This is a genomic window from Rhodanobacter sp. G1, from assembly GCF_055397855.1.
In genome coordinates this window covers 3,302,691-3,322,203 of sequence record NZ_AP039674.1, presented here as the reverse complement: position 1 = coordinate 3,322,203, position 19,513 = coordinate 3,302,691, and the positions used below count along the sequence as shown (strand labels likewise).

Genomic DNA, 19,513 nt, shown 5'->3' with positions numbered 1-19,513 from the left:
CACGCTTGCAACGAACGGCCCGTGCCTGCCTGATAGCATTCCGGGCATGACCGAACACGAGCCCACACCGTCCGCCACGCCTGCGCCCACGCCGCGTGCCACGAAACCCGCCACGCACGATGTCGCGCCGCGCGGCGGCAGCATCGCGCTGGCACTGCTGCTGGCCTTGCTGGCCTTGCTCGCCGCCTTCTACGTGGGCTGGCGTCAGTGGCAGCAGAAGGCTGGCGTCCATGCCGCTGTGCTGAACACGATGGATTTGCTCAATCGAGTGAATGCGTTGGAGCACAGGCTGGATGGCCTGAAGGGCGGCAATGCCAGCGTGTCCCAGCGGCTGGATGCCTCCGACCAGTTCGACCGCACGCTGCAGGCCGCGCAGCAGGCGCAAGGCGATCGCCTGCGCCAGTTGGAAGACGCGGTGGGCAAGCTTTCCGAGAACACGCTTTCCGCGCACGACGCCACCCTGCTCGATGAAACCGAATCGCTGCTGCGCATGGCCAAGGAACGCTACGAGCTGTTCCACGACGCACAGGGCGCGGCGTCCGCCTACGCGCTCGCCGCGCAGACGCTGGCCGCGGTGAACGACGGCGCGTTCGCCGGCCTGCGCCAGGACGTCGATGCCGAACGCCTCGCCCTGCTTGCCAGCCAGCCGACCAGCCAGGCCGAGGCGCTGGGCAAGCTCGCCGCGCTGCGTGCCGCGGTGCCCACGCTGCCGCTGAAACCGCTGGACGCGCCGGCGAGCGCAGCGTCGTCCGGCGCATGGTCGCGCATCGCGCACGCGCTGGCCGGCGTGATCAGCGTGCAGCGCGACGACGGCGCGCCGCTGGCGGTGGCCGATGCGCGTTTTGCGCGCGAGCTGGTGGCGCTGGATCTCGCGCAGGCGCAGGCCGCGCTGCTCGCACACGATCCCAAGGCTTACGCTGCGGCCCTCCACCGCGCCGATGCCGGGCTGGCCGGGCAGTTCGACGGCAGCACCGACGATGTGCGGCAGGCGCGCGCCACCTTGAAGCAACTGGCCGACGCCGTGCCGAACGACACGTCTGTGCGCCTGGGCGCCGCGCTGGCCGAACTGCGCAGCCTGCGCGCGGTACACGCGTTGTCGAACAGCCCCGCGCCCGCGACCAGCACGCCGGCCAAGGGAGCGGCGCGATGAGCCTGTGGCGCTGGATCCTGCTGCTGGTGATCGCCGCCGCGCTGGCTGCGTTCGGCTGGCACTGGGTGGCGGCCGATCCCGGCTACGTGCTGGTGCGCCTGCGCGGCTGGCGCGTGCAGACCACGGTGGTCGCCGCGGTGGTCATCCTGCTCGTGGCGTGGGGTGCACTTGTTGCCGCATGGCGCTTGCTGCGCTGGCCGTTCGGCGCGTTGTCGCGCCGGCATCGCCGGCTCAGCCGCAAGCGGTTGGGCGAGGGCCTGATCGCCTTGATGGAAGGCCGCCACGGCGACGCCGAGCGCGACCTGAACCGTGCGTCTCGGCTGGGCGCGTTGCGCGGCCCCGCGCTGCTGGCTTCCGCCGAAGCCGCTTCGCGGCGCGGCGAACACGGCCGCGGACTGGAGATCCTCGCCGAAGCCTCGCAAGCCGCACCGCAGGCCGCGCGCGTGTTGCGCGCACGCATACTGCGCCGCGACGGCAAGGCGGCCGAGGCCGTGGCCCTGCTCGCGCCCGACGCCGACAAAGCCGCGCTGCCGCCCGGCGGCTGGCGCGAGCTGGCACTCTCCGCGCTGGCCGTGGGCGATGCGCGCCGCGCGCTGGCCGCGCTGGAACCGCTGCAGAAAAGCGGCGCGCTGGGCGCGCGCGGCTATGCCACGCTGGAAGCCAGGGTGCTGGCCGCCGCCATCAACGCCGCGCCCGACGGCGCCGCGCTCAATACGCTGTGGTCGCAACTGCCCAAGGCCCAGCGCCGCGCCACCGCAGCCATCGACGCCTACGCACGCCGCGCCGCCGGCTTCGGCCTGGTGCTGCCGGCGATGGACGAACTCGAATCCGCGCTGCGCCGCGAATGGTCGCCCGAACTGGTGGAAGCCTACGGCGTGCTCGCCGGCGGCGACTTGGCCGCGCGCCTCGGCCGCGCCGAAGGCTGGCTGTCCGATCATCCCAACGATCCCGCGCTGCTGCTCGCCGCCGGCCGCATCTGCGTGCGCTCCCGGCTGTGGGGCAAGGCCCGCCAGTACCTCGAACGCTCGCTGGCGTTGGAACCGAGCAGCGGCGCGTGGGAAGCACTGGGCGACGCGCAGGCCGGCCAGGGCGACGCCGCGCAGGCGCAACGCTGCTACCGCAACGCGCTGGCCATGGCGCGCGGCGAAGTCGTGCAGCCCGAGTCTTCGGACACGGCCGGCGTGATCGACACCCGCGCCATCGCGATCGAGGAGCGCGACGAGCACGGCGTGCCGCGGCTGCGCGGCTGACCCCGATCCTTCAGTTCCTCCGGGATGCCGGTGCGCGAGCGCAGACGCGGCTGGTTGCGTGACGCAAGGCCGCATGGTGCCGGCGCCTCCCGGCCCTGGCCGCGAACTTCCGTCCCGGTGTCCTGTCCCAGCAAGCTACACCGCACCGGAGACGCGCATGGAAAGCCGGCACGCTGGATTGTTGGGCATGGCTTGCATGAGCCTGCTGATGGTTGCCCCCGCCATGGCCGCGCCATCGGCGCCTGCGAAGACACCGGACAGCTATGCCAGGCCGGGCCGATTGGTCGTGATCGGCCCGGGGCGCAGCCTTGATCTGCGTTGCAGCGGCAGCGGGCCGACCACGGTGCTGCTGGAGTCCGGCGCGCACGCCGATTCGGCGAGCTGGTTCCGCGTGCAGCCGATGCTGGCGGCTTCGGTGCGCGTCTGCTCCTACGACCGCGCAGGCTACGGCTTCAGCGGCGAAGGCCCGCTGCCGAGAGGGATCGATGCCGACGTGTCCGACCTGCACGCGCTGATCCATGCGGCCGGGTTGCGCACGCCGCTGGTGCTGGTCGGCCATTCACTGGGCAGCAACATCGTGCGGCGCTACGCCAGCGAGCATCCCGGCGATGTCGCCGGGATGGTGCTGGTCGATCCGCCCGCGCAGGATCTCGGCCGTTTCATGTCGGCGCAGTGGATGAAGGACGATGCGACGCTGGATCGGCAGCGCGATGCGTTCATCGCGGATTGCGAACGGGGAGCGGAGCGTGGCGAGCTGGCCAGGCCACCGCACGCGCTGGCGCAGTGCGTCGGCGAACCGGCGCCGTGGCAGAGCAGGGCGGTGGCCGCGGTCGATCACGCGCGCATGCTGCGCCCGGCGTTCTGGCACACCATGCGTTCGGAGCTGGCGCAGAACGTGCCGGTGTTCGCGTCGCCGGTGCCGGCGAGCGAGTCGCATGGCGACCTGCCGCTGGTGGTGCTGCAGGCCGCTGGAACCTATGCCGATGCACCCGCCGACATGCGCACGCGGCTGGAGGCGGCGCGCGCCGCGACCCAGCACCGCATCGTGGCGACTTCGACGCGCGGCCAACTGCGCAAGGTGGCCGACACTTCCCACGACATCGAGCTGGATCAGCCTCGGGCCGTGGTCGATGCGGTCGCGCAGGTGCTGCAAGAGCTTGCGCCGGCCCGCGGCTGAGGATTACAGCGGCGTGAGGTTGGCATAGGCCGCCACCAGCCACTTGCTGCCGGCGTCCTCGAAATTCACCTGCAGCCGGGTGTGCGGGCCGCTGCCTTCCGCGCTGACCACCACGCCTTCGCCGAAGCTGGGGTGGCTGACGCGCTGGCCGAGCTTCACCGGCAGGTCTTCCTGTAGCGAGGCGCTTTCGGCATGGCGGCCGGCACCGGCGTAGAGCGGCCGGCTCACCTGCACGCGGGGGCGTACTTCATCGACCAGCGAAGCGGGAATCTCGGCGAGGAAGCGCGACGGACGCGCCAGCATCTCGGTGCCGTGCATGCGGCGCGACTCGGCGTAGCTGACGACCAGGCGTTCGCGCGCGCGGGTGATGCCCACGTAGGCGAGGCGGCGTTCCTCTTCCAGCCGGCCTTCGTCCTCGGTGGAGCGCTGGCTGGGGAACAGGCCTTCCTCCAGCCCGACCAGGAACACCAGCGGGAACTCCAGGCCCTTGGCCGAATGCAGCGTCATCAGCTGCACGCAGTCGTCCCAGGCCTCGCCCTGGCCTTCGCCGGCTTCCAGGGCGGCATGCGAGAGGAAGGCGGACAGCTCGTCGAGGCCGGCGTCGATATCTTCCTGCGTGCGCTCGAAGCGGCTGGCCACGTTGACCAGCTCGTCGAGGTTCTCGATGCGCGCCTCGCCGTTGCCGCGGCTGTCCTTCTCGTAGTGGTCGCGCAGGCCGGTGTGGGTGAGCACGTGGTCGATCCGTTCGGCGAGGGGCAGCGTTGAGGCCCTCTCCCCTTCGGGGAGAGGGTTGGGTGAGGGGTCGTCCGAAGCGGAGACTTCCGGCAAGTCCGGCCCCTCACCCCGACCCTCTCCCCGGAGGGGAGAGGGGGAAAAGGTACGGGCCATGTCGTCAATCAACGCGAGGAAGCCTTTCACTGCATTCTTTGCGCGCCCGGCCAGTTCGCTGCCCGCAAGCTCGGCGAGCGCGGCCTCCCACATCGACGTGGTGTCGTGCCGCGCCCGGCGGCGCAGCACGTCCAGCGTGCGGTCGCCGATGCCGCGCGGCGGCGTGTTCACGGCGCGCTCGAACGAGGCGTCGTCGTGGCGATTGGCGGTGAGGCGCAGGTAGGCCAGTGCGTCCTTGATCTCGGCGCGGTCGAAGAAGCGCTGGCCGCCGTAGACGCGGTAGGGGATGTTGCGCTGGGTGAGCTGTTCCTCGAAGTTGCGCGACTGCGCGTTGGAGCGGTAGAGGATGGCGCAGTCGCGCGCGTTGCCGTGCTCGGCGACGTATTCGCGGATGCGCTCGATCACGAAGCGCGCCTCGTCCTGCTCGTTGTACGCGGCGTACAGCGCGATGCGTTCGCCTTCGCCGCCGGCCGTCCACAGCTCCTTGCCGAGGCGGCCGCCGTTGCGCGCGATCACGTGGTTGGCGGCCTTGAGGATGGTGGCGGTGGAGCGGTAGTTCTGTTCCAGCTTGATCGTGCGCGCGCCGGGGAAGTCGCGCAGGAACTGCTGCATGTTCTCCACCTTCGCGCCGCGCCAACCGTAGATCGACTGGTCGTCGTCGCCCACCGCGAAGACCTTGCTCGCGTGGCCGGCGAGCACGCGGATCCAGGCGTACTGCAGCGCGTTGGTGTCCTGGAACTCGTCGATCAGCAGGTGCCGCCAGCGGTTCTGGTAGTGCTCCAGCACGGCGGGGTTCTTCAGCCACAGCTCGTGCGCGCGCAGCAGCAGCTCGGCGAAATCCACCAGTCCCGCGCGGCGGCAGGCGTCCTCGTAGGCCTGGTAGATGCGCACCAGGGTGGCGGTGACGGGATGGTCGCGGTGCTCGATGGCGTCGGGACGCTTGCCTTCGTCCTTCCAGCCGTTGATCGTCCAGGTGGCCTGGCGCGGCGGGAAGCGCGCCTCGTCCAGCCCCAGTCCGGCGACCACGCGCTTCACCAGCCGCTGCTGGTCGTCGGCATCGAGGATCTGGAAGCCTTCCGGCAGGCCGGCCTCGCGCCAGTGCCGGCGCAGCAGGCGATGGGCGATGCCGTGGAAGGTGCCCACGGTGAGGCCCTGCGTGCCGCCGGGGATCAGCGATTCCAGCCGCGCGCGCATCTCGCCCGCGGCCTTGTTGGTGAAGGTGACGGCGAGGATCGCCCACGGCGGCACGCGCTCCACCTGCATCAGCCAGCCGATGCGGTGGGTGAGCACGCGGGTCTTGCCGGAACCGGCGCCGGCGAGGACGAGGTAGTGGCCGGGCGGAGCGCAGACGGCTTCGCGCTGCGCGTCGTTGAGCGAGTCGATCAGGTGCGAGACATCCATCGCACCCATTGTAGCGGCTGCGGCGATCAGCCCTTGCGCAGGATGCCGCCCAGCACCAGCAAGGCGCCCACCACGATGCCGGCGATGCCCAGCCACTGCGGCACGGCCTTGTCGTGCGTGGCGGTGAGCTTGGCCGAGCCGAGCTGGAACAGGGTGTCGCTGGCCTGGTAGCTGCCGTGGCCGAACACCACCCACAGGCCCGCGACGAGCAGGACGAGGCCGACGATGATCAGGGCGAGGCGCATGGGTTCTTCCAGTGCAGTGGGTGGTGGAGAGAGTATGCCGGCTCTGGGTGTGATTCGGAGCGGCTCTGAAGTCAATCCGGAGCATCGCTTTTCTGAAAAGTGCGGCCATGGATGGCCGCCCGTTTGATCTTTGTGTTCATGGATGAACACAAAAAAGGCCCCGAAGGCCAGGGGGTGCCTTCGGGGCCGGTGGAGGCGGAAGCCCAGGGGAGAGGTTCCGCGTCCGGGTGGCTGTCCAGGGAGGTGTCCAGCCGCGGGTGCCGTTGCGTACACCCGAGTATTAGGAACGCGCGTGGGAGGAAAAGTTCTACAGCGGGTGCAAAGAAAAGTCAGGATTGGTTCATTTCACGGAAAGCCAACAAATGGACGTCTAATGCGCCTCGTCCCAATTTGCGCCGACTCCCACCTCGACCAGCAGCGGCACGGCCAGTTGCGCCGCGCCCTGCATGCGTTCGCGCACCGCTTCGCGCACTTCGTCAACCGCATCGGCGCGCACCTCGAATACCAGTTCGTCGTGCACCTGCATCAGCATGTGGGCGTCGTCGCGCTCCTTGAGCCAGCCGGCCACGGCGATCATCGCCCGCTTGATGATGTCGGCGGCGCTGCCCTGCATCGGCGCGTTCACCGCGGCGCGCTCGGCGCCGGCGCGATGGGCCTGGTTGCGGGACTGCAGGTTCTCCAGGTACAGGCGGCGGCCGAAGATCGTTTCCACGTAGCCATCGCGGTGCGCCTGCGCGCGGGTGGCCTCCATGAAGGCGTGCACGCCGGGATAGCGGGCGAAGTAGCGCGCCATGTAGTCGCCGGCTTCGCCGCGATCGATGCCCAGCTGGCGGGCGAGGCCGAACGCGCTCATGCCGTACATCAGGCCGAAGTTGATCGCCTTGGCGGCGCGGCGCTGTTCCTTGCTCACTTCGTCCGGGGCGACGCCGAACACTTCGGCCGCGGTGGCGCGATGCACGTCGCCGCCTTCGTGGAAGGCCTTCAGCAGGCCCTCGTCGCCGGAGAGGTGGGCCATGATGCGCAGCTCGATCTGCGAGTAGTCCGCCGCCATCACCTTCCAGCCGGGCGGCGCGATGAAGGCCTGGCGGATGCGGCGGCCTTCCTCGGTGCGCACCGGGATGTTCTGCAGGTTCGGGTCGGTGGAGGAGATGCGCCCGGTGGCCACCGCGCCCTGGTGGTAGCTGGTGTGCACGCGGCCGGTGCGCGGGTTCACGGTGCCGGCCAGCTTATCGGTATACGTGGAGCGCAGCTTGGCGAGGCCGCGGTAGTCGAGGATCAGCCGCGGCAGCGCGTGCTCGTCGGCGATGGCTTCCAGTGCTTCCTCGTTGGTCGAGGGCTGGCCGGTGGGCGTCTTGAGTTTCGCGGGCAGGCCCAACTGGTCGAACAGGATCGCCTGCAGTTGCTTGGGCGAGTCGAGGTTGAAGTCGCGGCCGGCCTCGGCGTAGGCCTGCTGCTGCAGCTCGTGCATGCGCTTGCCGAGCTGTTGGCTCTGCCGGCGCAGCTCGTCCACGTCGATCAGCACGCCGCGCTGCTCCATGCCGGCCAAGACTGGAACCAGCGGGATCTCGATGTCCTCGTACACCTTGCGTAGGCTGGGGACGCTTTCCAGCAGCGGCCACAGCGCGTGGTGCAGGCGCAGGGTGACGTCGGCGTCCTCGGCGGCGTAGCGGCAGGCGGTGTCCAGATCCACCTGCGAGAACGAGATCTGCTTCGCGCCCTTGCCGGCCACTTCCTCGTATTTCACGGTGTCGTAGCCGAGGTACTTCTTCGCCAGTGAATCCATGTCGTGGCGCGTGGCGGTGGCGTTCCACACGTAGGATTCCAGCATGGTGTCGTGGCGCACGCCCGCCACCGCGATGCCGTAGTGCGACAGGATATTGATGTCGTACTTCGCGTGCTGGCCCAGCTTGGGACGGCTGGCGTCCTCGAACACCGGCTTGAGTGCGGCCAGTGTCGCGTCGCGCGGCAGTTGCGAGGGCGCGCCGGGATAGTCGTGCGCCAACGGGATGTAGCAGGCCTTGCCCGGCTCCACTGCCAGCGACAGGCCCACGATGTCGGCCAGCATCGGGTCGAGCGCCGTGGTTTCGGTGTCGAAGGCGATCAGCGGCGCGTCGCGCAGCCTGTCCAGCCAGGCGTCGAGCTGCGGCTGCGTGGTGACGAGTTCGTACTCGCCGGGAGCCGCTGGCTCGAAGCCCCTCGCCCCTTGGGAGAGGGGTTGGGGTGAGGGTTCGGTGGTGCCGTGCACTTCGGTCGTACCCTCACCCCCGGCCCCTCTCCCGGAGGGAGAGGGGAGTGAGGCATCGAGTTCCTTCAGCGCCGCCTTGAACTCGTAGCGCGTGTACAGCTCGCGCAATGCGTTCGTGTCGGCATCGCGCAGCGCGAGGTCGGTGGCTTGCTGTTCCAGCGCCACGTCGGTCTTGATCGTCACCAGCGCGCGCGACAGCGGCAGTTGCGGCAGCGCTTCGCGCAGGCTCTCGCCGATCTTGCCGCCGACCTTGTCCGCGTTCGCGATCACGCCGTCCAGCGAGCCGTATTCGGCGATCCACTTCGCGGCGGTCTTGGGGCCGCACTTGGGCACGCCGGGCACGTTGTCCACGCTGTCGCCGACCAGGGTGAGGTAGTCGACGATGCGCTCGGGCGGCACGCCGAATTTTTCCTCGACGCCGGCGCGATCCATCGTGGTGCTGGTCATGGTGTTGACCAGGGTGACGCCGGGGCGCACCAGCTGGGCCATGTCCTTGTCGCCGGTGGAGATCTCCACCGCGATGCCCTGCGCGTGCGCCTGCAGGGCGAGCGTGCCGATCACGTCGTCGGCCTCCACGCCGGGCACGCGCAGGATCGGGAAGCCCAGCGCGCCCACGATGGCCAGCATCGGCTCGATCTGCGCGCGCAGATCGGCCGGCATCGGCGGGCGGTTCGCCTTGTAGTGCTCGTACATCTCGTCGCGGAAGGTGGGGCCGGAAGCGTCGCTGACGAAGGCGACGTAGTCCGGCCGCTCCTTCAGCGTGGAGCGCAGCATGTTGACCACGCCGAACAGCGCGCCGGTGGGCTCACCCTGCGCGTTGGTCAGCGGCGGCAGCGCGTGGAAGGCGCGGTAGAGATACGAGGATCCGTCGATCAGGATGAGCTTGGGCATGCGCGCATTCTTGCATGCGGCGCGCAATGCCGCGGTTCACGGGAGCATCGCCGGCACGCTGCTATGCTTCGCGCCTCCTTCGAGGTCGCCGCCATGAAAACCGCCGCCTGCCTGCTTGCCGTTACTGCCTTCATCGCGCTGCCTGCGTGGGCGCAATCCGCCGGGGGCCAGCTGCCGCAGTTCGCGCCGGCGCCGCCGCCGCCGGGAATGAACGACCCGGGCGTGAAGGCGGTGGCGCCGCCGGCCCAGCCGGCGTCGTCAGGCACCAGCGGCAGCACGCCCGCGACGGTCACCGCCACGCCGGTGCCCAGCAAGCCGATTCCGCTGCCCGCGATGCCGGGCGACAAGGGCGCGCCGAAGACGGTCAGCGGCGATTCGCCGGCGGACGATGTCAGCGTGCACACCGAAGGCGATTCGGTGTACCAGGAATACCGCCGCGGCGGCCGCGTCTACATGGTGGTGGTCACGCAGAAGAACGGCCTGTCCTACACCTACATGGTGGACAACAACGGCACGATGCGCGCCACCGACGGCGCGCCGCCGGTGCGGCCGGTGATGTACAAGATCCTGGAGTGGGGCAAGAGCCGGCCGGCCGCGTCGGACGACGGTTCGCAGGACGACACGCACTGATCCGATGGGTTTGCTTTCGCCGCTTTTGGTGTGATGGAGTGCCAAGTCCGGGGAAATGCTGATTTTGCTCGTCATCCCAGCGAAGGCTGGGATCCAGCGCCTTCAGCTATTGAACGTAAAGGCACTGGATGACTCGCTGCGCTCGTCCCTGCGGGGTCAGCCTTCGGCTGTTCAACACGCGCAGGGCGTGCTTTTGTCCTGCTTGCGCAGGAATGACGAGCAGGAAGCCGATTGATCAGGCCTTCCTTTGCTTCCACCACTTTCAGTGGCGGAAGTGCCTCATCCCCGTGAACACCATCGCCATGCCGTGCTCGTCGGCGGCGGCGATCACCTCGGCATCACGCATCGAGCCGCCCGGCTGGATCACCGCGCTGATGCCCGCCGCGGCCGCGGCGTCGATGCCGTCGCGGAACGGGAAGAACGCGTCGCTGGCCATCACCGAACCGCGCACTTCCAGCTTCTCGTCGGCGGCCTTGATGCCGGCGATCTTCGCGCTGTACACGCGGCTCATCTGGCCGGCGCCGATGCCGATGGTCTGGCGATCCTTCGCGTAGACGATGGCGTTGGACTTGACGAACTTGGCCACCTTCCACGCGAAGATGAGGTCGTCGATCTGCGCGGGCGTGGGCGCCACCTTGGTGACCACCTTCAGGTCTTCCGCCTTGACCATGCCGGTGTCGGCGCTCTGGATCAGCAGGCCGGAGCCGACGCGCTTGACGTTGTTGCCGGGATGCGCGGCGACCAGGTCGGTGCCCGGCGGCAGCGGGATCTCCAGCACGCGCACGTTGCCCTTCTTGGCGAACGCCTTCAGCGCATCGTCGGCGTAGGCCGGCGCCAATACCACTTCGACGAACTGGCGCGACACGATGGCCTGCGCCGTGGCGCCGTCCACCTCGCGGTTGAACGCGATGATGCCGCCGAAGGCCGAGGTCGGGTCGGTCTGGTAGGCGAGGTCGTAGGCCTTGCCGATGCCGTCCAGGCTCACCGCCACGCCGCAGGGATTGGCGTGCTTCACGATCACGCAGGCCGGCTTGACGAAGCTGCGCACGCACTCCCACGCGGCGTCGGCGTCGGCGATGTTGTTGAAGGAGAGTTCCTTGCCCTGCAGTTGCCTGAACGTGGCCAGCGTGCCGGCATGCGGATACAGGTCGCGGTAGAACGCGGCCTGCTGGTGCGGGTTCTCGCCGTAGCGAAGATCCATCAGCTTGACGAAGCGGCCGTTGGCCTGCGCGGGGAAGGCCTCGTGGCCGGCAATGGCCTCGTGCGCCTCGTCGAGCTTCAGGCCGCTGAGGTAGTCGCTGATCGCGCCGTCGTAGCTCGACACGTTGTTGAATGCCTCGACCGCGAGCTTGAAGCGCGTGGCGCGCGAAAGGCCGCCGTGCCGCTCGATTTCGGCGAGCGCCGCTTCGTACTGATCCGGCGAGGTGAGCACGCCCACGTCGTTCCAGTTCTTCGCCGCCGAACGCAGCATCGCGGGGCCGCCGATGTCGATGTTCTCGATCGCCTGCTCCAGCGTGCAGTCCGGCCTGGCCACGGTGGCCTCGAACGGGTACAGGTTGAGCACCAGCAGGTCGATCGGCCGGATGCCGAGTTCGCCCATCACCGTGTCGTCGGTGCCGCGCCGGCCGAGCAGGCCGCCGTGCACCTTGGGGTGCAGGGTCTTCACGCGGCCGTCCATGATCTCGGGGAAGCCGGTGAGTTCGCTGACGTCCTGCACCGCGATGCCGGCCTCGCGCAGCGCCTTGGCGCTGCCGCCGGTGGAGAGCAGTTCCACGCCCTTCGCGGCGAGCCGGCGACCCAGTTCGATCAGGCCGGTCTTGTCGGAAACGCTGAGCAGGGCGCGGCGGACGGGGACGACGGGGGCGGACATGGCGGCTTCCAGGCGGGAAAGCCGCGAATTATAGCCCAGTCGGCGGCATGGCCATCGTTTGGACGGCCAAATGCGACATTGCGGCGGGCGAAGTCGCGGCGGGCGGGATCGCGGCCGGCGCGGTTACAGCAGGCCGTGCGCGGCCAGCTTCTTGCGCAGCGTGGCGCGGTTGATGCCAAGCGCCACGGCGGCGCGGCTCTGGTTGCCGTCGTGGAACGCGAGGACTTCGCGCAGCAGCGGGCCTTCCACCTCGTGGATCACCAGCGCATGCAGGCCTTCGCCGCAGTCCGCGTCGCCGAGGTCGGCGAGATAGCGGCGCACGGTGCGGCTGACGCATTCGCCCAACGCGCTCTGCGAGGCGACCGGGCGGGCAGCCTCGGCGGTGGGCAATCTCACGGCATTCACTGACATTTCCCTCGGCGTGTTTCGCGCGGCTGCGTGGCCGCTGTTCTGATGATTCTGCATGGCCGCCTTGGCGACCATCCGCGCATGCCATGGGCGAAACGCGGGACGGTGGAGTCTACCCGTGCGGCCGGTGGATTTTAAGTGCCACCGGTGTCACAAAGCGGTGTTACTCAAAGTCGAACTCGTAGGCAACCGCTGCGTCGCCGGGATCCTGCACCTCCAGCAGCAGCGCGGTGGTGGCGTCCGGCGCGAGGCCGTGGTGCAGCACGGTCGGGTCGTCGAGGTAGTCGGTGGGCAGCAGGCGGCGCATCGACAGCCGATGGCCCTGCGCGTCGGACAGGGTGACCACCACCACCGGCCAGGGTTGCGCGAATGCGGCGTCGTTGCGCAGGCTGAGGCTGATCATCAGCGCATGTGCGGCGTTGGGGTGCGTTTCGACGTTGCTGGCGAGCAGGTGCAGTTGCCCTGGCGCGGCGACCAGCGGCAGGCTGCAGTCCAGCAGGTCGCAGGCGCTGCGCAGCCAGCCGCCGGCCTGCGGATCGCGAACCAGGTTGTCGCGGTTCACCCAGGCGAGTTGCGCCGCCAGCAGCAGCGCCAGCGCGCCGCAAACCAGCACCCATGGCCAGCGTCGTTGCGGGTTGATGTTGCGATGCGCGCGATGTTTGCGTTCGGCGCGCGAGGGCTTGCGCTTGTGCGCGTCTTTCGCGAAGCGCGGCGCGAACACCAGCTGCGAGAAATCCTCCGTTGCCGCGGCGGCGGTCGGCGCCGCGACCACCACGACGGGTGCGGGCGGCTGCGGGCGGTACACCACCAGTTCGACGCGCGGCGGCGCCAGCGCCTGCTCGTTCAGCGGCAGCTCATCGAACGGCTCCGGCGGCAATTGGTCGCTCAGCGTGGCGAGGCTGTCGAAGCCGGCGCCGCAATGCCCGCACAACACGTAGCCGTGCGCCTGCACCAGCGTCTGTGCGCCGAGCGAGAACACGGACAGGCATTCGGGACATTGCGTGTACATGCGGGTCGCCGCGTTGAACGAACCGCAAGCTTAGCAGGCCGGATGTTATCGGCCGCGACGCGTTCCGCTGATGCGCACCCAGCCGTCGTGCGTGTCCACGCGCAGCGCGTCGAACCACTCGGCGTAGCGCGCCAGCAGTTCGTCCTGCTGGCCGTCGAGGATGCCGGAGATCGCAAACGGCGCGCCGGGTTTCGCCGCCGCCGCGAACACCGGCGCGAGTTCGCCCAGCGGGCCGGCCAGGATGTTCGCCACGAACACGTCGGCGGCGGCCTTCGGCTCGTCGCCGGGCAGATGGACGTCCAGACGTTCGGCCACGCCGTTGCGCCCGGCGTTGTCGCGCGAGGCGAGCAGCGCCTGCGGGTCGTTGTCCACGCCCACCGCATGCGCGGCGCCGAGCTTGAGCGCGGCGATGGCGAGGATGCCCGAGCCGCAGCCGTAGTCGATCACCGACTTGCCGGCGAGATCGAGCCCGTCCAGCCATTCCAGGCACAGCGCGGTGGTGGGGTGCGTGCCGCTGCCGAAGGCGAGGCCGGGATCGAGCCGCACCACCACGCGTTCGTCGTCCGCCGGCGGCTCGATGTTCCACGGGTAGATCCACAGGCGCCGGCCGAAGGACATCGGCTGGTACTGATCCATCCACACGCGTTCCCAGTCCTGGTCTTCCACCACGCGGAAGTCCAGCTGATCCGGTTCCACCCACGGCAGCAGTTCGCCCAGCGCGGCGGCGAGGCCGCGCCGATCCGCGCCTTCGTCAAACAGGGCATTCAACGTGATCGTGGGCCACAGCGGCAGTTCGCCCACGCCCGGTTCGAAGATCGCCTGTTCGTCCGGCGTCTCCGCGTCGGCGTCGCGCAGCGTGATCGACAGCGCGCCGAGATCCTCCAGCGCTTCCTCCGCGCGGGGCTGCTGTTCGATGCGGGCGGTGAGAGAGAGTTCGAGGAAGGGCATGGGCAGTTTCACTCCCTCTCCCCTTTTGGGGAGAGGGTTGGGGTGAGGGGTCACTCTCGCGGTGAGGTGTGTTCAGGCGGGCTTCGATCAGGGTTCTCGCAAGCCCCGGCCCCTCACCTCAATCCTCTCCCCGGAGGGGAGAGGAGGCAAACGCAAGGAGCGCGCTGCTTTATTGAAGCGGGCCCTTTTCCTTCTGCTCCGCCATCCGCTTTTCGAGATAGTGGATGTTCTGGCCGCCCTGCTGGAAGCCCACGTCGGCCATGATGCGCTGCTGCAGCGGGATGTTGCACTTCACGCCCTCGATCACCGTCTCGGCCAGCGCGAGGCGCATGCGCGCGATCGCGGTGGCGCGGTCGGGGCCGTAGACGATCAGCTTGCCGATCATCGAGTCGTAGTTCGGCGGGATCTTGTAGCCGTCGTATAGGTGGGTGTCCACGCGCACGCCGGGGCCGCCCGGCGCCTCGAAACGCTTCACCGTGCCGGGGCAGGGCAGGAACGTGTCCGGATCCTCGGCATTGATGCGGCACTCGATGGCATGGCCGTTGATCTTGATGTCTTCCTGCCGGATCGAGAGCTTCTCGCCGCCGGCGATCAGCAGTTGCTCGCGCACCAGATCCACGCCGGTGATGAACTCGGTCACCGGGTGTTCCACCTGGATGCGCGTGTTCATTTCGATGAAGTAGAAGCGGCCGTTCTCGAACAGGAACTCGAAGGTGCCGGCGCCGCGGTAGCCGATGCGGATGCAGGCATCCACACAGACCTTGCCGATCTGGGCGCGCAGTTCCGGCGTGATGCCGGGTGCGGGCGCTTCCTCCACCACCTTCTGGTGGCGGCGCTGCATGGAGCAGTCGCGCTCGCCGAGGTGGATGGCGTTGCCCTGGCCGTCGGCCAGCACCTGGATCTCCACGTGGCGCGGGTTCTCCAGGAATTTCTCCATGTAGACCATGTCGTTGCCGAAGGCCGCCTTGGCCTCCTGCTTGGTCATCACGATGGAGTTGCCCAGGTGCGCCTCGGTGCGCACCACGCGCATGCCGCGGCCGCCGCCGCCGCCGGCAGCCTTGATGATCACCGGGTAGCCGATCTCGCGGGCGATGCGCAGGTTTTCGTCGATGTCCTCGCCCAGCGGGCCGCCGGAGCCGGGCACGCAGGGCACGCCCGCGGCCTTCATCGCCTTGATCGCCTCCACCTTGTCGCCCATCAGGCGGATCACGTCCGCGGTGGGGCCGATGAAGACGAAGCCCGACTTCTCCACCTGCTCGGCGAAGTCGGCGCGTTCGGACAGGAAACCATAGCCGGGATGGATGGCCTGCGCGTCGGTGATTTCCGCCGCGGCGATGATGCGCGGGATGTTGAGGTAGCTCTCCGCCGACGGCGCCGGGCCGATGCAGATGGCTTCGTCGGCGAGGCCGACGTGCTTGAGGTTGCGATCCGCGGTGGAGTGCACCGCCACGGTCTTGATGCCGAGACTGTGGCAGGCGCGCAGCACGCGCAGGGCGATTTCGCCGCGGTTGGCGATGACGACTTTTTCGAGCATGGGCATGGTGGCTCAGCCGGCTCAGGCGATCACGAACATCGGCTGGTCGAATTCGACCGACTGGCTGTTCTCGACCAGGATCGCCTGGATGGTGCCGCCCACGTCGGCCTCGATCTGGTTGAACATCTTCATTGCCTCGATGATGCCCAGCGTGTCGCCGGCCTTCACCTGCTGGCCCACCTTCGCCAGCGCCGCGGCGCCCGGCGTGGCGGCGGCGTAGAAGGTGCCAACCATCGGCGCCTTCACCACGTGGCCGGCGGGCAGGGCGTTGGCGGCGGGCGCGGCCTCCACCGCGGCGGCCGGTACGGGTGCGGCGACGGCCGCCACCGGGGCGGCGGCCACGGCGACCGGCGCAGCCATGGCCACGCCGCCCTTGGGCACGCGCGACAGGCGCACCACTTCCTCGCCTTCCTTGATTTCCAGTTCGGCGAGGTTGGACTCCTCGAGCAGGTCGATCAGCTTCTTGATCTTGCGCAGATCCATGGGATGGCCTTCATGTCATGGCGTCGCCCACGGGCGACGGGAAAGGGAATTCGAATCGGCTACGCCGCCAGCCGGGCGATGGCCGCGTCCAGCGCCAGCCGGTAGCTGTCGGCGCCGAAACCGCAGATCACGCCGACCGCGATGTCGGCCAGGTACGAGTGGTGCCGGAACGGCTCGCGGGCGTGCACGTTGGACAGGTGCACCTCGATCAACGGAATCGCCACCGCCGCGAACGCGTCGCGCAGCGCGATGCTGGTATGGGTGAACGCGCCGGCGTTGCACAGGATGGTCGCCACCTGCTCGTCGCGCGCCTGATGCACGCGGCCGACCAGTTCATGCTCGGCATTGGACTGGAAGCACGCCAGCTCGTGCCCGGCGGCCTGCGCCTGTGCGGCCAGCCGGCCGTTGATGTCGGCCAGCGTGTCGCGGCCGTAGATGGTCGGCTCGCGTGCACCCAGCAGGTTGAGGTTGGGCCCGTGCAGAACGAGGATCTTGGCCACGCCATGCCTTCGACGACGTCCGGACGACCCGGAACGGGGCGCAGTGTGCGCGCAGTTGTGGATGTTGTCCAGTTCGGCGCAGATCGGCGATGTTCGATGGAGAAGCCGTGCGTCGGCGTATGTGCGAAGGGATTCTGCGATCATCCCCGGCTGCTGGGATCAAATGGGCGGCCATCCCTGGTCGCACTTCCGGTGAACCATCGATTGAGCGTGGCCGCGTCCAGTGGCCCGCGATGCGTGGCGATCACGCGCCCATCGGCATCGATCAGCACGCTGTACGGGAGTATCTCGCCGCTATCGCCCCACAACAGCGAAGTGCTTGGCGATTCCAGCCGCCCCAGCAGGACGGGGTAGCGCACGGCATGGTCGGCCAGGAAGGCGCGAACGTGCGCGGGATCGTCCATCGCGATTCCCAGCACGATGGTGCCGTTTTCGCCGAACTTGGCCTGGGCACGATCCAGCGCCGGAAGCTCGTCCAGGCACGGCCCGCACCAGCTCGCCCAGAAATTCAACAGCAGGCGATGGCCGCGGTAGTCCGTCAGCCGATGCGTGCGGCCCTGCGGATCCGGCAGTTCCAGCGCGGGCGCCGGCTCGCCGATCCGCGCCACCGTCGCGCCGGCCGGCACGTGCGCCAGCCGGCTTTCGTGCTGCAGCCAGCCACCCAGCGCAGCCGCCAGCACGGCCGCGGCCAGGATGACCAGGTTGTCGCGGCTCACCGCGCCGTCTCGTCCAGCGCCCGTTCCACCAGTGCCGTGGTCAGCACCGTGGGCAACTGCCGGCCCGCGCCACCACCCTTGGGGAACACCACGTACAGCGGCACGCCCGGCGAGTGGTACTGCTGCAGGAAGGCGGTGATCGCCGGATCCTCGTTCGTCCAGTCGCCCTTCATGTAGATGGCGCCGTCGTGCTTGAGCGCGGCGCGGAACGCGGCGCCGGCCAGCACGGTGTGCTCGTTGGCCTTGCAGGTGATGCACCAGTCGGCGGTCATGTCCACGAACACCGGGGTGTTGGCGGCGCGCAGCTCGGCGAGCTTCGCGGCGCCGTATGGCACGGTGCCTTCCTGGGCCGTCGCGGCGTTCGCCGCAGCCGGTACCTGCGCGAGCAGGTACAGCGGCGCCAGCGTGGCCAGCGTCAGCAGCGCAGTCAGCGCATGGCGCAGCGGGCCGCGCCCGCGGCTGCGCTCGAACCACCACAGCGCCAGCGCCAGCAGCACCATCGCCACCAGCAGCAGGCCCACCGCATCGGCACCGCGCTGGTTGGCCAGCACCCAGGCCAGCCACGCGGCGGCGAGGTACATCGGGAAGGCCAGTACCTGCTTCAGCGTCTCCATCCAGCGGCCCGGCTTCGGCAGCAGGCGCGCCAGCGCAGGTACGTAAGCGATGGCGAGGAAGGGCAGGGCCAGGCCCACGCCCAGCAGGAGGAACACCAGGAGCGCGTGGACGGCCGGTGCGGCGAAGGCATAGGCCAGCGCGCTGCCCATGAACGGCGCGGTGCATGGGCTGGCCACCACCACGGCGAGCACGCCGGTGAAGAAGTCGCCGGCCATGCCGTTGCGGTTCGCCAGCGCGGCGCCCGCATTGCCCAGCGAGGCGCCGAACTGCACCACGCCCGACATCGACAGCCCCAGCGCGAAGATCACGCAGGCCAGCACCGCCACCAGCAGCGGCTGCTGCAACTGCGTGCCCCAGCCCAGCGCATGGCCGGCCGAGCGCAGGGCGAGGATGCCGGCACCCAGCGCGAGGAAGCTCGCCAGCACGCCTGCGGTGTAGGCCAGCGCATGGCGGCGCCGCTGCGCGGGGTTCCCGCCGCTTTCCAGCAGGCTCACCGCCTTGAGCGACAGCACCGGCAGCACGCAGGGCATCAGGTTGAGGATCAGGCCGCCGCCCAGCGCCAGCAGCAGCGCGGTGAACAGGCTGGTCTGCAGCGGGCCGGTGGGCGCGGCCGTGCCGGGTGTGGCGATGCCCTTGGCGGTCGCGCCGCCGGTGAGGTCGATGGTGGCGTCGCGCTTCATCGGCGGATAGCACACGCCGCCGTCCTTGCAGCCGAGGAAGCTCGCCTCCAGCGTCACCTGCCTGCGGCCTGCCGTGTCGCCTTCGATGGAGACGGGCAGATCAAGCTCGCCGAAGTACACCGTGATCGTGCCGAGCTGCGCATCCTGATGCTGCACGCCGCCCGCCGGCCACGCGGGCGTGCCTAGCGTCAGGCCGTCGGCGTCCTTGAGCTTGAGCGCGATGTGGTTGCGGTAGACGTAGTAGTCCTTCGGCATCGACCAGCGCAGCAGCAGGTGGTGTTCGTCCTGCGCCAGCGCGGAAAAGCGGAAGGCCTGTTCCTGCGGCAGCGGCACGGACGACGTGCCGTTGCCGTCCGCGCCGAGCTGCTGCAACGCGCTGCCCAGCGTGTTGCCCGCGGCGGACGCCGGCGCGGCGCCCGGCAGCGGCAGGTCGAGCTGCTCGGTATGCGGCGGATAGCAGATCTTCGGCTCCACCTCGTGGCAGCCCTGGTACTGCACGCTGAGCGTCAGGCGCGTGGCGCCCGGCGCCACGGTGTAGGGGATGCTGGCGTCGACGGCGTGATGGTAGGTTTCCACCGGGCCGATGTACGGGTCGTCGTGCTTCTCGCCGGGCGGCAATTGCGCGTCGCCCAGCGTCACGCCGGGGCCGGCGGTGAACTTCATGCGGCCGCGGTAGAGGTAGTAGTCCTGCGCGATGTCCCAGTGCAGCTTGAGCGTGCCGGGCGTAGCTGCATCCGCGCTGAGCTTGTACGCCTCGGTGACCGGCAGGATGTTGCCGTCCTGCGCCTGTGCGGCAGGGGCGAGCGCGGCCAGCAGGCCGAGTAGCCAGCCGGCGAGCAGGGCGCGGGGGAAAAGCTTGTGCATCACGACTCC

The 19,513-nt window shown here is 69.4% G+C and carries 16 protein-coding genes; 4 read left to right on the top strand and 12 right to left on the bottom strand.

Features of this window, described 5'->3' with window-relative positions:
• Positions 1–46: 46 nt before the first annotated feature.
• From ACZ5Z2_RS14715 to ACZ5Z2_RS14705, 3 genes are all read left to right on the top strand, one after another.
• Positions 47–1,150: a uroporphyrinogen-III C-methyltransferase gene (locus ACZ5Z2_RS14715; protein WP_464759350.1), complete on the top strand. Its 1,104-nt coding sequence runs from the start codon at positions 47–49 to the stop codon at positions 1,148–1,150.
• On the top strand, positions 1,147–2,400 hold the full coding sequence (locus ACZ5Z2_RS14710; protein WP_464759349.1) for a heme biosynthesis HemY N-terminal domain-containing protein: 1,254 nt from the start codon (positions 1,147–1,149) through the stop codon (positions 2,398–2,400). Before ACZ5Z2_RS14715 ends, ACZ5Z2_RS14710 begins: the two co-directional genes overlap by 4 nt.
• A 157-nt stretch (positions 2,401–2,557) precedes the next feature.
• Positions 2,558–3,577, top strand: coding sequence for an alpha/beta fold hydrolase (locus ACZ5Z2_RS14705; protein WP_464759348.1), 1,020 nt, complete (start codon positions 2,558–2,560; stop codon positions 3,575–3,577).
• Between the two features lie 3 nt (positions 3,578–3,580).
• On the opposite strand, the gene ACZ5Z2_RS14700 is transcribed toward ACZ5Z2_RS14705, so the two are convergent.
• The 3 genes from ACZ5Z2_RS14700 to polA all read right to left on the bottom strand — a co-directional run bounded on the left by ACZ5Z2_RS14700 (position 3,581) and on the right by polA (position 9,247).
• On the bottom strand, positions 3,581–5,866 hold the full coding sequence (locus tag ACZ5Z2_RS14700) for a DNA helicase II (RefSeq protein ID WP_464759347.1): 2,286 nt from the start codon (positions 5,864–5,866) through the stop codon (positions 3,581–3,583).
• Positions 5,867–5,892: 26 nt separating this feature from the next.
• On the bottom strand, positions 5,893–6,111 hold the full coding sequence (locus ACZ5Z2_RS14695; protein WP_464759346.1) for a hypothetical protein: 219 nt from the start codon (positions 6,109–6,111) through the stop codon (positions 5,893–5,895).
• 370 nt (positions 6,112–6,481) lie between these two features.
• The gene (gene polA / locus ACZ5Z2_RS14690; protein WP_464759345.1) at positions 6,482–9,247 is read right to left on the bottom strand and encodes a DNA polymerase I; all 2,766 of its coding nucleotides are present in this window, start codon (positions 9,245–9,247) and stop codon (positions 6,482–6,484) included.
• A gap of 93 nt (positions 9,248–9,340) precedes the next feature.
• On the opposite strand from polA, the gene ACZ5Z2_RS14685 reads away from it, so the two are divergent.
• Complete coding sequence (locus tag ACZ5Z2_RS14685; RefSeq protein ID WP_464759344.1) at positions 9,341–9,877, top strand: DUF2782 domain-containing protein; 537 nt, start codon at positions 9,341–9,343, stop codon at positions 9,875–9,877.
• 262 nt (positions 9,878–10,139) lie between these two features.
• Here ACZ5Z2_RS14685 and purH read toward each other — a convergent pair whose 3' ends face one another.
• The 9 genes from purH to ACZ5Z2_RS14640 all read right to left on the bottom strand — a co-directional run bounded on the left by purH (position 10,140) and on the right by ACZ5Z2_RS14640 (position 19,504).
• A complete protein-coding gene (gene purH, locus ACZ5Z2_RS14680) occupies positions 10,140–11,747 on the bottom strand; it encodes a bifunctional phosphoribosylaminoimidazolecarboxamide formyltransferase/IMP cyclohydrolase (protein WP_464759343.1) in 1,608 nt (535 codons plus the stop codon).
• Positions 11,748–11,870: 123 nt separating this feature from the next.
• On the bottom strand, positions 11,871–12,158 hold the full coding sequence (locus tag ACZ5Z2_RS14675; protein WP_464759342.1) for a helix-turn-helix domain-containing protein: 288 nt from the start codon (positions 12,156–12,158) through the stop codon (positions 11,871–11,873).
• Positions 12,159–12,318: 160 nt separating this feature from the next.
• Positions 12,319–13,164, bottom strand: coding sequence for a zinc-ribbon and DUF3426 domain-containing protein (locus ACZ5Z2_RS14670; RefSeq protein ID WP_464759341.1), 846 nt, complete (start codon positions 13,162–13,164; stop codon positions 12,319–12,321).
• A 45-nt stretch (positions 13,165–13,209) separates the two neighbouring features.
• The gene (gene prmA, locus ACZ5Z2_RS14665) at positions 13,210–14,112 is read right to left on the bottom strand and encodes a 50S ribosomal protein L11 methyltransferase (RefSeq protein ID WP_464761719.1); all 903 of its coding nucleotides are present in this window, start codon (positions 14,110–14,112) and stop codon (positions 13,210–13,212) included.
• Between the two features lie 169 nt (positions 14,113–14,281).
• The gene (accC, locus tag ACZ5Z2_RS14660; protein ID WP_464761718.1) at positions 14,282–15,646 is read right to left on the bottom strand and encodes an acetyl-CoA carboxylase biotin carboxylase subunit; all 1,365 of its coding nucleotides are present in this window, start codon (positions 15,644–15,646) and stop codon (positions 14,282–14,284) included.
• Between the two features lie 21 nt (positions 15,647–15,667).
• Positions 15,668–16,129, bottom strand: coding sequence for an acetyl-CoA carboxylase biotin carboxyl carrier protein (accB, locus tag ACZ5Z2_RS14655; RefSeq protein ID WP_464759340.1), 462 nt, complete (start codon positions 16,127–16,129; stop codon positions 15,668–15,670).
• Positions 16,130–16,188: 59 nt separating this feature from the next.
• Positions 16,189–16,629 (bottom strand): type II 3-dehydroquinate dehydratase, encoded by a 441-nt coding sequence (gene aroQ / locus ACZ5Z2_RS14650; RefSeq protein ID WP_464759339.1) that lies wholly within the window; start codon positions 16,627–16,629, stop codon positions 16,189–16,191.
• 140 nt (positions 16,630–16,769) lie between these two features.
• Complete coding sequence (locus ACZ5Z2_RS14645; protein ID WP_464759338.1) at positions 16,770–17,345, bottom strand: TlpA family protein disulfide reductase; 576 nt, start codon at positions 17,343–17,345, stop codon at positions 16,770–16,772.
• Positions 17,342–19,504 (bottom strand): protein-disulfide reductase DsbD family protein, encoded by a 2,163-nt coding sequence (locus ACZ5Z2_RS14640; protein ID WP_464759337.1) that lies wholly within the window; start codon positions 19,502–19,504, stop codon positions 17,342–17,344. The genes ACZ5Z2_RS14645 and ACZ5Z2_RS14640 overlap by 4 nt, the downstream gene beginning before the upstream one ends.
• Positions 19,505–19,513: the final 9 nt, after the last annotated feature.

Coding starts and splice junctions, on each gene's coding strand:
- ACZ5Z2_RS14715 (WP_464759350.1), top strand. CDS start 47: ATGACCGAACACGAGCCCACACCGTCCGCCACGCCTGCGCCCACGCCG.
- ACZ5Z2_RS14710 (WP_464759349.1), top strand. CDS start 1,147: ATGAGCCTGTGGCGCTGGATCCTGCTGCTGGTGATCGCCGCCGCGCTG.
- ACZ5Z2_RS14705 (WP_464759348.1), top strand. CDS start 2,558: ATGGAAAGCCGGCACGCTGGATTGTTGGGCATGGCTTGCATGAGCCTG.
- ACZ5Z2_RS14700 (WP_464759347.1), bottom strand. CDS start 5,866: ATGGATGTCTCGCACCTGATCGACTCGCTCAACGACGCGCAGCGCGAA.
- ACZ5Z2_RS14695 (WP_464759346.1), bottom strand. CDS start 6,111: ATGCGCCTCGCCCTGATCATCGTCGGCCTCGTCCTGCTCGTCGCGGGC.
- polA (WP_464759345.1), bottom strand. CDS start 9,247: ATGCCCAAGCTCATCCTGATCGACGGATCCTCGTATCTCTACCGCGCC.
- ACZ5Z2_RS14685 (WP_464759344.1), top strand. CDS start 9,341: ATGAAAACCGCCGCCTGCCTGCTTGCCGTTACTGCCTTCATCGCGCTG.
- purH (WP_464759343.1), bottom strand. CDS start 11,747: ATGTCCGCCCCCGTCGTCCCCGTCCGCCGCGCCCTGCTCAGCGTTTCC.
- ACZ5Z2_RS14675 (WP_464759342.1), bottom strand. CDS start 12,158: ATGTCAGTGAATGCCGTGAGATTGCCCACCGCCGAGGCTGCCCGCCCG.
- ACZ5Z2_RS14670 (WP_464759341.1), bottom strand. CDS start 13,164: ATGTACACGCAATGTCCCGAATGCCTGTCCGTGTTCTCGCTCGGCGCA.
- prmA (WP_464761719.1), bottom strand. CDS start 14,112: ATGCCCTTCCTCGAACTCTCTCTCACCGCCCGCATCGAACAGCAGCCC.
- accC (WP_464761718.1), bottom strand. CDS start 15,646: ATGCTCGAAAAAGTCGTCATCGCCAACCGCGGCGAAATCGCCCTGCGC.
- accB (WP_464759340.1), bottom strand. CDS start 16,129: ATGGATCTGCGCAAGATCAAGAAGCTGATCGACCTGCTCGAGGAGTCC.
- ACZ5Z2_RS14640 (WP_464759337.1), bottom strand. CDS start 19,504: ATGCACAAGCTTTTCCCCCGCGCCCTGCTCGCCGGCTGGCTACTCGGC.